Raw genomic sequence first — 13,796 nt, forward strand, 5'->3', positions numbered from 1 at the left:
GTGATGGGCGGGTTGAACGCCTGTGGCGGCGAGAGGGGCTGAAAGTGCCAATAAAGCAACCGAAGAAGAGACGGCTCTGGCTGAATGATGGATCATGTGTTCGGCTGAGGCCGGAGTATCGCAACCACGTATGGTCCTATGACTTCGTGCATTGCCGAACCGATGATGGAAAAGCTTTTCGGACGCTGAACATCATTGATGAGTACAGTCGGGAATGTTTGGCTATCAGGGTCGAGCGGAAGCTGAACTCGACCGATGTAATCGACGTCCTGACGGATCTGTTCATACTTCGCGGTGCGCCCAGTTTCATACGTTCAGACAATGGGCCGGAATTTGTCGCCCAGGCTGTCCGAGACTGGATTGCCGCCGTCGGCGCCAAGACGGCTTACATCGAACCTGGCAGCCCGTGGGAGAACGGATTCTGTGAAAGCTTTAATGGCAGGCTCAGGGACGAGCTGCTTAACGGTGAGATCTTCTACAGCCTAAGCGAAGCAAAAATTCTGATCGAACAATGGAGGCGACACTACAACACAAAACGACCCCACAGTGCACTGGGCTATCGCCCGCCAGCGCCCGAAACCATCGTCCCGATGGATCACAGGCCGATGATGCACTAACAATCAACTTGGACCAGTCAGATGAGGCTGCTCACCGTTCGCAAATGGCTACTGCAGGAAACACTCTCAGGACATACGAGAGTAAATAGCGAGTCGAGTGCAATTCTCGCCTCGAAAGCAGGCGAAACTTAGTGGTTGCTATGGGCTCGGTGCGGACATCTGAGCATTTTTGTCGGATGTCCGCTTAGGATTGGATAGCAGACCTAACCCTACAAGGCGCCAACGTCTGCCTTGCGGACTTTGCCGCCATTGATCGAATGTCTGCTGTCAGAGTGACACCATTTGTTAAAGAGCAGGCGAAGATTCTCCGCCTGCCTAATTATCTTTGCGAAGCGACGAGGCAAGTCATCTCAAGCAGCAATGACGCCCCAGCCAATGCGGTAATTTCGGCATTGTCAAAAGGTGGAGAAACCTCAACGACATCTGCTCCGATCAGGTTCACACCAGTCAACTTGCGGATCAGCGAGATTGCCTGCCAGGTGGTCAGCCCGCCGCAAACTGGTGTACCGGTGCCCGGCGCAAATGCTGGATCAAGCGCGTCAATGTCAAAGGTCAAATAAGCGGGGCGATCCCCGACAACCTCTTTGATCTTCGCGACTGTCGCCGCAACGCCCTGCTCATGTACGAATTCAGCCGTCAGCGTTTTGAAGCCATGTGATTTGGCGTTGTAAGTCCGAAGCCCAGCTTGAATGGAGTGTTGTGCGTCAAGAATGCCCTCTTGCGCGGCGTGGTAGAACATGGATCCATGGTCAAAGCGTTTTGGGTTTTCTTCCCAAGTGTCCGAATGCGCATCTATCTGGATCAGGGATATCGGCCCGTGTCGTTCAGCCTGTGCCCGTAAAATAGGATATGTGACAGAGTGATCGCCGCCCATTGTAAGCAGAAACGCGTTTGATGCCAGAATGCTTTTGGCTTCGTGGTAAATGGTTTCGGGGATTTCCGTCGGGAACCCGGGATCAAACGTGCAGTCGCCATAATCCACCATCCTGAGCTTTTGGAATGGATCAAAATCCCAATACCACGGACCTCCATCCCAAGCGACGTTGGTGGATGCTGCGCGAATACCGCGCGGTCCGAAGCGACAACCGGGCCTATTGGTGACACTCAAATCATATGGGACGCCCCAAGTGACAATATCGACGCCTTCAAGGTCACGTGAATATTGCCTGCGGAACAGGCTGTTTGCACCGCTATAGGTGGGTTCATACCCCATCCCGTATTGGTGATTTCCATGAAAGGCACGGTCAGTTGAATCTACCATGATTTCGTCTCCTAAAATCAGAAGGCGACAGCGTTGAAGCATAAGTGCCAAGCGTATCGGGTAGTCCGTTGCAATTCGCAATAACGCAAACCGCCGAACTGAACGCAAATAAAATATTTGCAACCACCTATTAGGAAAATCCTAACTCGTTATTGCGACATGCAGCGTGAATTGGTTCCGTCCGCACACTGGACTGATTGGTCAATATCACCGAACCGCATAAGACTAACGCACATTGAAACAGACATTCGCCACGAACACCCGAATTGAAGGAATGGGCTCCATTCGGTCATCTGACGGTTTTACTCAGATGTCCGCATAGCTGCGCATTTCGGACATTCAGTAACAACCTCCACCGCAAAGCGGCATCCGATCGAGAACTTGTTCACTCGCCTTAAGGACTGGCGTCGTATAGCAAACCGCTATGACCGAGGTGGGGAGCGGTTCCTGTCGGCAATCTGCGTCGCCGCTACCGTGATCTTCTGGTTGTCCGGCCAGACCCTAGTTCAGCAGGTCGGGAAGTGGTGGACCTCGCCACTGATCATCTATGCCCAACGCCTTGCGCCCTTGTTTGATACTCTTGCGCATTTTGTCGAAATCCTTGGGTTTCTCAAAAATGCCGTGGGTCGGAAATGTCTTCTCCGTCTCCTCAATCAGCTCGCGCAGCGTGATTTCCAATCCGTCGTCCGGGGCAATCCCACGCACCTTTTTGATGCGTTCGGCCATTGCGTAGAGGCAAAACGCTCGTTGGCTGTGTCTTGTAAAACGCTTGTCCTGTATGCTCGGCCGACCCGGCTGCCTCTTCGAGGTTTCGAGAACTTTGGATATCATCTCAAGCTGCTCAAATTCGATGCCCTTCAACACCAACTCTCGCACCCTGTCAGATGCGCCCAACCCAAGACCGATGCCGCGTAGGGGGTCCGGTTTGTCCCGGTATTTCTCAGCAATCTCCTCGTCGGAAAGGAAAATATCTAGCAAGCCCTCCGGCTGATGATCATCGCTCATGATTGCGCTCCCATCCTGACAACCTCGCCGCGCAGGGCAGAGAGATAACTGCACCACTGCTCCATCAGTTTGCGCCGCTTCTGGAACAGATCTGAACGTGCATACGCGGCCTCAACCTTGTCTGCTTTCACGTGCGCAAGGGCTGCCTCGGCAACTTCGCCGGGAACGTTGGTGCGTTCCTGCGCCCACGTCCTGAAAGATGAGCGGAAACCGTGAACCGTGCTATTGATACCGAGATCCCTCACCAGCTTGGAAAGGGTGATGTCGGAAAGCTGCTTGCCCCTGGCGGACGGAAACACCAGCCCGTTTGCATCGCGCAGAACTTCCGCTTGCCGCAAAACTTCGACGGCCCGGCGCGATAGCGGCACCCGATGTTCGCGGTTCATCTTCATTCGCTCTGCCGGAATGATCCATACAGCATTCCCAAGGTCAACTTCTTCCCAGCGGGCACCGCGCACCTCACCGCTACGCGCGGCAGTCAGAATCGTGAACTCGATTGCCAGCTTGGTGGACGCCCAGGCTTTGGATGCCTTAACGGTCTCGATGGCATCGGCTACCTCAGCGTAGGGAAGCGCACGGTTGTTCTTTTGCTTAAGTTCCAGTTTCGGCAGTGCAAGCGCATCGCCGGTCGCCGGGTTGGTGTCTCGCAACCCCTCGGCAACCGACCACTTGAACACGCTGAGAATGCGGTGTTGCACCTTCACGCTCAAGTTCGGCACCTTTTTACGGCAAGCTAGAACAGCACGTCGAATGTCGGCAGAGGCTACATCGGCCACGTCGGTGCTTCCGAAATACGGGAAGGCGTAGGTTTTTAACGACGACAGGAACGCCTGCGGCTCCTTCTTTCCCTTCCATGAAGGCGCCAGTTCATCGCGGGTACGCAGTGCAGCCTCGGCAAATGTCAGTCGCTTCGCGGCCTCGGCCTTTGCTTTCCGTTTTTCCGAAATTGGATCGCCACCGGCAGCAGCAACCCTCTTGTTTGCCAGTGCAGTTTCACGGGCTTCTGCCAGCGAAACTGCAGGATATCCGCCCAGCCCGATATCGCGACGCCGCCCGTGTATCGTGAGGCGTTGCATCCAGTTTCGGCGACCACTGTCCAGAACCCGAAGGATTAGCCCTGTCCCTTGCCCGTCTGGGTAACGCCCCGGCGGTAGCGCAGCGACGCTTCGCGCCGTCAGACTCTTACTACCCAATTTCCGCATCACTAAATCTGCCCCACAATCTGCCCCACAGGAAAACGTAGAACTCACCGCATCTCGTTGGAACCCGCTGGAAGAAACATCAACCTAAATTACAGGAATTACAAGATTAATTTCGAAGCAACTGGAACGTTTTGGAAACAGTCATGGCTGCTACCACCCCAGCCATAAGAACAAGGGCGCCACGCGGTGCCCTTTCTTGTTTGGTGTCCAACTTGGTGTCCAAACGCTCTTTTCAGCGCTTGGTGCGCCTTTAGTCAAGCAAAGCCGTCACAACCGCAAAGGAAGCCAGACCGCAAAGCAGGGCCGATAGCTGCAAACGTGAGTTTGCCTGAGTGCAGAGGCGGAACACCAGCTGGCGGCTGGTGGACGATGCCCAATACCGGCAAGTTAGGTAAGTATTCGTCGCATATCTCTTTGCAACGCCGCTCTGTTTCCACGCGCACGTTTGTCTGTTGCCGCGGTGTGATTGATGCCTATCAAACGACACCTGGCTATTATCTGAGAATTCAGCGAAGCAAGCACGTCAATGCGCGGATTCTTCTTTGGAACGTCCGATTGGATAACGTAGCCTTCTTCGCGAAGCGTGTCCGCTTCAACACCAAAGTCAGCGATCAACATCGAAATTTGCGCCAAATGGATCAGGTCGGAAGGTGTCCAATCGTTGTAGGCGCGCTGTTCCTGCAGCTTTTCGAAAGTGTATCCGGCTTCCAATTCGATTAGTGACGGGTCGCACGCTTCCAAGGGCCATGGATGCAAGTTCTGGGCCGTTTGGACCAATTCGATTTGCGTTCTTGTTTCGGTTACGCGTGGCAATGTGGTTGACCTCGGTTCAGAATAATGTGGCTTAAGCTTACTATGAAAACGCAACTTGAATCACAAGAAATGAGGCGCTGGGCGCAAAATGAGATCAAGCTACTATGAACGTTTTTTCAGTACGACTGCTTTCGTGGAATGACACCGCGCACACCACCGCGTGGATTAGGCATGTCCCCATCTCGCCGCGGGATCAAGTGGACGTGGCAGTGAAAAATCGTTTGTCCGGCGGCCTCCCCGGCGTTGATGCCGACGTTGAAACCCGAAACTGAACAGTCCTTGTTGAGAATATCAGAGCGCATTTCTTCGAGCATGCGCCGCATTGCGTTCAGCTCAGGCTGAAAAAGATCGAAATAGTCTGACACATGCCGCTTCGGGATTACCAATGTGTGTAAAGGTGTAACAGGAAATCCATCTAGGATAGCGGAGCAAAGTTCGTTTTCAGCGATGACACGATCTGCTGATACTTCACAAAAGACGCACCCTTTCTCTCGATGCGCATACGCCTTCGCCACGTCGCGAAAATCAGCGTCGTCTGTATCTCGTTTATTGGTATTGCACGTGATGCAAAGTGCTTGAAAGTTACTCAGATCATCCTGACCGCCTTTGCTACGAGGGATGATGTGATCCACATGCAAGGCGATTTCCGCGGCAGATGCACCGCATAATTCACAGCGATACTTAGCCTGCTTTAGGACTTCATAGCGAACCGACCCCGGCACATAACCCTTCGCGTTGAAGCGATGCTTCCAAATGCTGTCACCGCGTTTTTCAATGTAGTCAGCAATCTTGCCTTCACATTGGCCGATCAAAGTAGATCGATCTTCTGCGCTCATATTACTTATGTCTTTTAAGCGGTATCCAACAATCCGGCCCGCAAGTTTCACTGGGTCCACGATGCCGTTATTTGTCAGCACCTTCCCAACCATATTCTTAGTACGGATTTCGTAGTACTCGATTTGTGACCTATCGTGTAGCAGCATAGCTTTCGCGATCTGCTCGATGCTCGCTTCGCCGCCAGACTTGAGAAGCTCAAGCAGCATGACGGGTTGATAAACATGCGACATACGCATGTCCTCATTAATGTATCGCTGCAGGTGTTCAACATTCATTGCCCGCCACATTAGCGACGCGACCGCTGCTCGCAAACGGCTAAGTGGCTGTGTCTTTCCGCTTATCGATAACGACTACCTGCCTACCGCGACCTTCGATACAGTTTATTCCCAGCAGCCGCTCAAAGCGGACGTTGGAGAAACCTGCAGCGAACGGCAGCTCGGAGCCCAAAGTTACCAGGTGCTGCAGTCCGCGCTAAGGACGGCAATGCGCAGAAAGCGGACTTTGCAAAGTTCAAGTCGTTTCACGAGAGCAGACCATCATTCACTGAACGGCATTGGCAAAACTCGTCCCGATCTACAGTTGCCTTGAGAGCTGGATGGAGCGAGTGCATTCGGAATTTCCGAGGTCATACTTCCGAATGCTGCGCCTTCACCAATTCAAAATGTCAGTCGCGCTCGTAATCCAAGAACGGTCACGGCTCCGTCGCTTGAGTTAAATGCTGGATTATCCAAGTACTGTATACTTGGCGTAATCGCGAAGTTCTGAGCGACCTGCCAGCGATAGAATGCTTCCACTGCGACCTGGTCTTCATCTGAATTCGGTGGGCGGCCCCAACTGGCACCAAGCCCCACTTCACTCGCTCGGAAAACGCCCTTCGTAATACCAGCGGCTGCGTATCTTTGGTACGGTGTGCTGGCATCTTCGTTTGCCCATGCAAGTCGGGCAAAAGTTCCAATGCGCGAGTCTTCGAAGGTGTAGCTCCCTGTTAGCCCCACACCGTAGTTGTCATCGTCGGTGTGCCAAAGAGCTACGTGAACGTTGTTAAATAAAAACGAAGCATCGGACACGCTTTGATCGGTCCAACCAAACTCAAGAGCTTTGAAGTAGTCGCCATCCCCAAGAGTATCAAAGCTCAGGCTATCGTATTGCCCATTGGCATCCATGACCATGCCGAGAACATAGAAATTGGTGCGTGGAATACCGATGTACCCAGAGATTCCAAACGAACCGGCCGACGGATAGCCAATAGTAGGGTTCAAGATAATGCTGTTGTTTTGGAACGACGTAAGATTGTCGGAGTATGGCGTAATGTCGAACTGCGAGAAGGCACTCATGTAGCCTACATTGACCTCAATTGGGGCATCGCCAGCGTCTAATCGCTGACGCCATTTCAAGACCGTGATCCCCCATTGTTGATTAGACCAATCCGGTGCGCTCGTTCCGACCCAACCAAAGTTGGCTGCCAGCGCCTCTGGCGGCAAGGCTGTACCAATCCGGTGGCGGTTTTCAACTCTGAAGTCCAAAGTACCTTTTCTGGAGGGATCGTGTCGGTTTAACAGGTCCCACGAAAAGAAGGCCCGGAAAATCCCACCAGTTGCGTGAGTCTCGCCTACAGAATTGTCGGACCACTGAGTGTTGAAGCTGTAGTCAAAACCCAGATTGAAGCCATAACGTTCGGCCAAACGAGCTTTCCAATCCAACCAGGGTTTCAGCGCACTATCGATTGCAGGAAAATCGAATTCGGCCTCTCTGACTGCTTCAAGTTCCTCCAGCGTTCCCTCTACCGAGGTGGGAGCAGTTGGAATAACCGGTGCTGAATCGGTGGTGTTTCCAGCATCCTGCGCTCTCAATTCAAAAGGTGAAGCTAACAAGGTAAGTGTGAACAGAGTTAGAAGTGTGAAAATGCGCGAGGAAGCCACACTTGCACTTTTCGAATTTGGCTCTTGTGTACGCAATAGTTCGGTCACGATCAGATACCTGCTTTTGTACCCAACGACCAAATCGACCGCCGGGGGCATTTTTTTTGATCAGATAATTCCGAGGAAAGGCTTGCGCAGCGTACCCTCGTAGACCCACTTAGTCAGTGTCGTGTAATCCCAGACAGGCATGCGCACTGCGTCCTGAACCTTATAAGCAGCAGGCGGCAGTTCAGTGCATTCCAAAAGGATACACTTAACTTCCGGGTTACTGGCAACCAGGGCCTTTGCGCCTTCCACGATCTCGTTCTCAAGCGCGAGCATGTTGTAACTACCGGTGAGTTGCAGCACGTTTTGCATTTCTGGACCATTTTCCAGCCCTTGGATAACGAGCCGCTCCGCTTTCTGCTGGGGGGTGACGCCACAGTTCTCAATCGCCGGTGAAGCAGCAAGAGCCTCGCCATTGGCAGTCACGATGCCAACTTTTGAACGTGGCGGTAAACTCGCAATCATGGCAGGCAGTTGGAGTAGGCTGGAGGAGAAAAGAGGCGTATCGATTTGCTCGGCGATTGCTTGTTGGTAAGTTCCGTAGAACCCACAGTTCGCCATGATCGCACGAACGCCTTGAAGCTCCAGCCACTTCGCGGCCTTAACCATTTCAGCAGTAAAAGACTCGGTCGGAACGGGGGCAAGAATGTCATAGACATTTGGGGGAACGGCTTCCCGGTACAACATCGGAAAATCGAATGTTGTTGCATTGCCCATGTTGCCCGGCGCCATCGGCAAATACGCTCGTGCCTGAATAAGGCCAATTGTTACACCCCCTACATTCCTGCCGAACCACCAGTCAATATTGGCGTCTTTGCCAGCGGTGAACTCTGGAACATAGTAGTCACTCGTACGTTCTGCCGGTGGCGACAATTGTTCGGATGGGGTGGTGTACCAGTCGGGTGCCTCTGCCGGTGGGTCTGGGGTATAGAGCGCTTGTGCTTGAGCGTCACGGGTAGCGGCGACAAACCCAGCAGCTAGCGCAGCGGCGCTTCCCGCCTTAAGAATATCGCGCCGGATGAGCGAACTTGGTGCCCCATCGTCTGGTCGAATATCCGCGTCGGGGGTCTCATTGATTTCTTGGAAGCGAACTTTTTTGTCGCTGTCGTTGTTGGGATTCTCGGTCACAGTGAGCCCTCCATTTGGCGAATAGCGCGGTGTCGGAATGGGTTGCTGGCGTTAGCCGCAACGAGACATTTTATGGGGTTCACTCTGACAGTTCTGATCGTTTTCAGTCTGACGATTTCGATCAAGGCGATGCGATTATTGACGGAAATCATCAGGGCGGCGACAATAAATCCTATTCTGATGTCATAATGGCTATGTGGATCATGGACCTTGCATATTTCGAGGATCAGGCATGAGCGGCCCAACGCAACCCCTGATCCGGCTTTCAACGGGTAAGCCAGCGCTTTCCGCGCTGGACGCCGTTTATGATTGCTCTGACGAATTACTCACGCGGATTGGTTTGGCCCGAGAGTCCTTCGATGATCCGGAGATATTCGTTCATGCAATCGTCATGTACCAGTTCTTTGAGGAGGCAGCTTCCGCAGCTGAAGACCCATTCTTTTTGGCAAGGATCGGCAAAATGATAGCAGGATCAAAGTGGCCTCCCTTGATTGAGGCCGCAGTTTGCGCTGTTACATTGGGATCGTTCCTCACCAAACTGGTTGTGGTGGCAACTGATCATTCGAGTTCCACCGAGCATCACTTGGATGTAAGCGGAAAATCAGGCTTCCTGTTTGGTCGCAGATACTACGACACACCGTTCGTACCAGCTCAGATAGATGGTTTCTTTGCAGCGATGTTCGGAGAAATTATTAAGCGATCCATCGGCGAAAAATGGAACCCCGATGACGTGATGGTCACAATAAGCGACCCAAACGCACTTCCGTCCGAATTTCTTGGATGTTCGGTTTTGGCTGGAGATCGACGTGGGCATCGCGTCGCTTTCCCAGCAATCTGGCTAACGGAGCCATTTTCTTCCGATGACTTTTTCAAAGGGCCAATTGAACGATCTGGCACGTCGCTACCTCCGAAGCGAGTAATTGTCAGTGTTCGAGAAGCTCTCAAACCACACATTGGCGTGCAGCCATTAAACAATGAAATTGCCGCAGGTATCTGTGGTCTTTCAGAGCAGCAACTGTCACGTAAACTTCGCAAGGAAGGCACAAGCTTGGGCAAGTTGATTGCTGAATTGAAATGTGAACATGCAGAAATGCTTCTTTCTCAGCAGAAGGCCAGCGTTGCAGAAGTCGCAGAGGTGCTAGGGTATTCCGACGCAACCAGTTTCGCTCATGCCTTTCGTGGCTGGACAGGTAAGGCACCGAGTGACCTAAAAAAGCAGCGTGAAAACTAGGTGCCCTTACTGATTGCAAACTAGGACAAGATCGAGCAGGAAGAGGTCGTTCAGTCCGAAAGACAAATAGTCGGCTCGGGATATTGAAGGTCAGTGCTAAGCTGATTAGCCGTTCAGAACAGTGACGGCTTCAAGTTACCTTGCTCGCATTGACGCGAGGCCGTTGAACGGCAGGTTTGTTGCGCTCTACGAAACTGCACAGTCTAGGGCGAATGTCCGGTTTGGGCTGACGGCAGTCATTCCGAAGCATATTCCAAATGGCAGCTTCGTCCGCGTAGTGGTCACTCATCGTTATTTTGCGAGTGTCCGCTCCTTAGCCCAGAGCGGCCATTTACCCCGTGTCTTCGGAGACGTTAAGTACTGCGATTGGTGACTTTCTTGGGGCCCGGCCGCACAAGACGGACGAGCGTGGTCGATGTGCCAGAGCGTCGGACGTCTATTAATCCGGCGCGTTGTAAGCAATTGACAGTTCGGCGGCGGGTTTCGCGGTTTGTTAATCTGGCCCGAGTATAGAGGCCGGACGACAGTCGATACCAACCATCGGGTGTGTCTGGCTTCCAAGTTCGATAGGCAAAGTGCAGTGCAAGTAGTAGCCGAGACGAAGCCGGGAAAGCGTCCCAACACTCTTGCGGTACAACAGCGTATTCGGAGCAACCCGCGTTGCAGATGCCTAGTGTTTCTGCAGGCACCGCTCTGGCCTCGTACAATTCCTCAGGAACGTCCGGATGAGACCAGTCGATCAACCCGTCGGGGAGGCGATATTTGTCATTCACGAGACACCTCTCAAAGGTGGGTGCTTAGGGGGGAGCTTACCACTAAGCGTATAAGAAAAGACCGGGGTCTGCACCAAGCAGACAGTTTCGCGCAAAAAGCAGACAGTGCTGTCTGCGCATAGCAGACTGTTGGTCGTTGGGCGATCAAGGCTCAAGACGCTCTCCCATTAATAAGCGGAAAGGGGTGTTCGGGGAGTCCAACTGCGCGCATTACGGTGTTCCACATTCCAACACCACGTTTCATATCCATGTAGCGATCAGGTGCCTTGATGATCTCGGCATCCACACGGCAGGTGCGGCCACCGAGCAAATCACAACAGGTTTGCTGCATGATGAACCTTGCAAGAGTGACCTGGTCGTCGATCACTTCGATAGGCATCTGGATCAGGATAGCATCGTGTACAGGGGCACAAATCTTCACGCCGGCTTCCATCAGACGTACGCAGCTCAGACGGAGGATGTCAGCGCCTGTGCTCTGTATCGGCCAATTCAGTATCGAGCGCGGACTACCGCTGGTGCCGTATCCTTGGCGAAACTGCCACCCCAACGGCGTAGAAATCGTTCCACCCGCCAGAACGTTGTCAACATTCCGGTCCGCCCATGTCCAGAACACACGGTAGTGTTCCCGATGAAGCTGCAGGAGTTCGCGGGCTTCAGCGACCAGGATGCCGGCACGGTTGGCCATGCCGCGAGCTGACATGCCGTATTGCACGCCTAGGACGATCGCCTTGCACCGATCCCTGACTGCCTCATGGCTGTCCTTTGTTGCGCTGTCCGGGGCGAGCCCGGCATCCTTTGCAAACTGGAGGTAGGGATCGCCGCTTTCGTAGGCCCGCCACATTTTCTCATCACCAGATAGACACGCGGCAATAGCGAACTCCTGAGACGAGAAATCCAGGTAAGCAAGCGCCGTACCTGGTTCTGGCTTGATCAACCCTCTGATCCAAGTTGCTGCTCCAAAGATCGCCTTTGCATTGGATGGCTGGTTGCGACCGGTCTTTGATCGGAAAGGGCTTATAAGCGTCCGATTGCGACCATCGGGCCCAACAGCAAGCTTCTGCAATCGCAGTTCGCCCAGCGCGTGGCGAAGCTCCCTTAGCGGTGATATCTGGGGATAGGCTTTTGCCATCGCTCGAAAGGTATTGTCATCAAGTGCCAGACGCCCGGTTTCGGTGCGAGGCCATGGGATACCGTTCTCGATCAAGTAGGCCTCAAATTTGGCCAACTTGAACGTCCTACCCTCATAAACACCGAAGTTCTTGTCGATGTCCAAAATCAGCGTTTCCTGAATTTCCTCCCAGTGACGGTTCAGAACCGCGAGGGTCTCGATGTCGATCGGAACGCCGTTGTACTCCATCGTTGCTACGGCGCCCATATAGCGTCCCCGCCAGACGGCATGACCAAGGCGCTGCTGTGTAAGGGTGATTTCGGGCGCAATGGCTGCCAGAAGCGGCCTCAAGAGCGCAACATCGCTGGCACAGTAATCAAGGATATCCTTGCGCTGAGGGTTGGTCCATGGACCGCCGGACATTATCAACTCGCGCATCGTCTCTTTTTCTTCTGAGCCGGTAGTGTTGATACCCAAGCGTCGGCACGCCCCTAAAAGGCTGTCTCCGTGAAAAACTAGCGAACCATTTGTTATGACCCGATGTTCGGCAAATAGATCGATGGTGTTGGTCGGAAGCGACCAGCCAAGGGTCAAAAAGCAACCGAACTCAGCTGAAGCGAAATAGGCGACGAAGGCCGCGCTTGGTCCCGTGTCGAAGGGGGCTGCATCAAGGGCGAGGAGTTGGTCCTCCCAAAGACTTATCTGCCGACCAGACCAAAACTCTTCGGCTATCATGCAGATAGGTCTGGGAATTCCTCCAAGCCCAACGACAAACTCGAAATCCACCATCCAAATCTCGGAAAACGGCAACACAAAGACATCAGGAAAGGATATGCCGAAGTTATCTTGAGGCGCCTCTAACACCTGATTACTCACCGGCAAGCTGGCGGATGATTGGGTGATCGAGGCGATCGATCAAGTGACCATTGCCAAAGGCAATCTTAATCATTTCTTGAAGAGACATTTTAGGCCATACCGGATCGGGAATCTTATCCGAGGTGACTACGTCGTACTGGCCGCGGGACATGTTGGCCTGCATCCTGCACCATTTGGTCTGAGCGATCTCGGCGGTTTTCCTAGCGGTCACACCCCAGTTCGTGTCGCGTTTTCCGAGCAGGTCATCCGGGAGAGAAACGGGCCAGAGCCCTAATGTGCCGGTTCGGGTAATAAACGGCGTTAGGCGCACCAGTTTAGTCTCACCGGCAATTGCGTGCCAGACGGGGCGGGTCACTAGATACCATTCGCGTTCTGCCTCCACCTTGATCAGTCGTGTTTCGATGTGAAACTCCGGATCGGGATGCGTATGGAAGAACTCCTGCCTCCCAGGCTTGTCCACTTGAACCACAAGGATTGGTTTCTCAACACCTAAATCTTCTATCGTTGTTTCTGCCACCGAGATATTGGATAGGTCAAAGGGATCATCTTCGCCGCCTACCGGTGTTGGCTCACCCTCTACCGCGTACGGGGTTGTATCCGTGCCAAAAGAGCTAAAGTCACCATTCTGCACGGATTCGCCGGTAAAAATACCGTTCATGCGGGAGCGGATGTCAGCGAATGAGGTCGCCGGCTCCCCGGCTTTCATGGCCTCGGTGGCTACTTTATCGAGGATGTTAAGAACCTCAGCCGATGACTTGCCGGTGTCGGCTGCTAATTCAGTAACATCGGCCGCTGTGATCCCCAGGGCGGCGAGTTGATCTGTGATTTTGATGTCCATAGCTTTATTCTCCTATGTAAAGCCACTGTGCGCACCAGGTCGAAACCCGCACGGGTCGGGGCGTTATGTTTGTTAAGTGCTTGATGGGAACATTAAGCGCGTCTACGCGCCGCAGTGTCCGCGGCCAGCTCACCTGTTTGAGG

General features: G+C 53.3%; 12 protein-coding genes and 1 pseudogene. 4 read left to right on the forward strand and 9 right to left on the reverse strand.

Annotated elements, in window-relative coordinates; translation table 11 throughout:
* On the forward strand, positions 1-617 hold a 617-nt coding region (locus ACR0LN_RS17870), incomplete at its 5' end, for an IS3 family transposase (protein WP_480431582.1).
* Positions 618-936: 319 nt separating this feature from the next.
* On the opposite strand, the gene speB is transcribed toward ACR0LN_RS17870, so the two are convergent.
* Positions 937-1,878 (reverse strand): agmatinase, encoded by a 942-nt coding sequence (gene speB / locus ACR0LN_RS17875; RefSeq protein WP_170817446.1) that lies wholly within the window; start codon positions 1,876-1,878, stop codon positions 937-939.
* Between the two features lie 360 nt (positions 1,879-2,238).
* On the opposite strand from speB, the pseudogene ACR0LN_RS17880 reads away from it, so the two are divergent.
* A pseudogene (locus tag ACR0LN_RS17880) lies at positions 2,239-2,367 on the forward strand (IS5/IS1182 family transposase); the annotation flags it as partial.
* 12 nt (positions 2,368-2,379) lie between these two features.
* Here ACR0LN_RS17880 and ACR0LN_RS17885 read toward each other — a convergent pair.
* The 6 genes from ACR0LN_RS17885 to ACR0LN_RS17910 all read right to left on the reverse strand — a co-directional run bounded on the left by ACR0LN_RS17885 (position 2,380) and on the right by ACR0LN_RS17910 (position 8,827).
* Positions 2,380-2,883: a hypothetical protein gene (locus ACR0LN_RS17885; protein WP_480431584.1), complete on the reverse strand. Its 504-nt coding sequence runs from the start codon at positions 2,881-2,883 to the stop codon at positions 2,380-2,382.
* Positions 2,880-4,085, reverse strand: a complete 1,206-nt coding sequence (locus ACR0LN_RS17890) for a tyrosine-type recombinase/integrase (RefSeq protein ID WP_480431585.1) — start codon at positions 4,083-4,085, stop codon at positions 2,880-2,882. The genes ACR0LN_RS17885 and ACR0LN_RS17890 overlap by 4 nt, the downstream gene beginning before the upstream one ends.
* A 387-nt stretch (positions 4,086-4,472) precedes the next feature.
* Positions 4,473-4,862 carry a hypothetical protein gene (locus tag ACR0LN_RS17895; RefSeq protein ID WP_480431587.1) on the reverse strand — a complete coding sequence of 130 codons (390 nt, stop codon included), beginning with the start codon at positions 4,860-4,862 and terminating at the stop codon, positions 4,473-4,475.
* Positions 4,863-5,014: 152 nt separating this feature from the next.
* Entirely contained in the window at positions 5,015-6,010 is a 996-nt protein-coding gene (locus tag ACR0LN_RS17900; protein WP_480431589.1) for an HIT domain-containing protein, read from the reverse strand.
* A 381-nt stretch (positions 6,011-6,391) separates the two neighbouring features.
* On the reverse strand, positions 6,392-7,702 hold the full coding sequence (locus ACR0LN_RS17905) for a carbohydrate porin (protein ID WP_170623498.1): 1,311 nt from the start codon (positions 7,700-7,702) through the stop codon (positions 6,392-6,394).
* Between the two features lie 60 nt (positions 7,703-7,762).
* Positions 7,763-8,827, reverse strand: coding sequence for an aspartate/glutamate racemase family protein (locus ACR0LN_RS17910; RefSeq protein ID WP_170537956.1), 1,065 nt, complete (start codon positions 8,825-8,827; stop codon positions 7,763-7,765).
* Positions 8,828-8,841: 14 nt separating this feature from the next.
* Here ACR0LN_RS17910 and ACR0LN_RS17915 point away from each other — a divergent pair, with 14 nt between their 5' ends.
* Positions 8,842-9,063: a hypothetical protein gene (locus tag ACR0LN_RS17915; RefSeq protein ID WP_170623500.1), complete on the forward strand. Its 222-nt coding sequence runs from the start codon at positions 8,842-8,844 to the stop codon at positions 9,061-9,063.
* Entirely contained in the window at positions 9,060-10,058 is a 999-nt protein-coding gene (locus tag ACR0LN_RS17920; RefSeq protein ID WP_480431591.1) for an AraC family transcriptional regulator, read from the forward strand. Before ACR0LN_RS17915 ends, ACR0LN_RS17920 begins: the two co-directional genes overlap by 4 nt.
* A 924-nt stretch (positions 10,059-10,982) precedes the next feature.
* Here the strand turns inward: ACR0LN_RS17920 and ACR0LN_RS17925 are convergent.
* Together ACR0LN_RS17925 and ACR0LN_RS17930 are read right to left on the reverse strand one after the other, a co-directional pair.
* Positions 10,983-12,815, reverse strand: a complete 1,833-nt coding sequence (locus tag ACR0LN_RS17925; RefSeq protein ID WP_480431593.1) for a DNA polymerase — start codon at positions 12,813-12,815, stop codon at positions 10,983-10,985.
* Positions 12,808-13,653 (reverse strand): hypothetical protein, encoded by an 846-nt coding sequence (locus ACR0LN_RS17930; protein WP_480431594.1) that lies wholly within the window; start codon positions 13,651-13,653, stop codon positions 12,808-12,810. The genes ACR0LN_RS17925 and ACR0LN_RS17930 overlap by 8 nt, the downstream gene beginning before the upstream one ends.
* Between the last annotated feature and the right edge of the window lie 143 nt (positions 13,654-13,796).

This window comes from Ruegeria sp. AA6 (assembly GCF_056542865.1).

What these genes read in the sequence shown, in the direction of transcription:
- speB (WP_170817446.1), bottom strand. Translation starts at nt 1,878, where the DNA reads ATGGTAGATTCAACTGACCGTGCCTTTCATGGAAATCACCAATACGGG.
- ACR0LN_RS17885 (WP_480431584.1), bottom strand. Translation starts at nt 2,883, where the DNA reads ATGAGCGATGATCATCAGCCGGAGGGCTTGCTAGATATTTTCCTTTCC.
- ACR0LN_RS17890 (WP_480431585.1), bottom strand. Translation starts at nt 4,085, where the DNA reads ATGCGGAAATTGGGTAGTAAGAGTCTGACGGCGCGAAGCGTCGCTGCG.
- ACR0LN_RS17900 (WP_480431589.1), bottom strand. Translation starts at nt 6,010, where the DNA reads ATGAATGTTGAACACCTGCAGCGATACATTAATGAGGACATGCGTATG.
- ACR0LN_RS17920 (WP_480431591.1), top strand. Translation starts at nt 9,060, where the DNA reads ATGAGCGGCCCAACGCAACCCCTGATCCGGCTTTCAACGGGTAAGCCA.
- ACR0LN_RS17930 (WP_480431594.1), bottom strand. Translation starts at nt 13,653, where the DNA reads ATGGACATCAAAATCACAGATCAACTCGCCGCCCTGGGGATCACAGCG.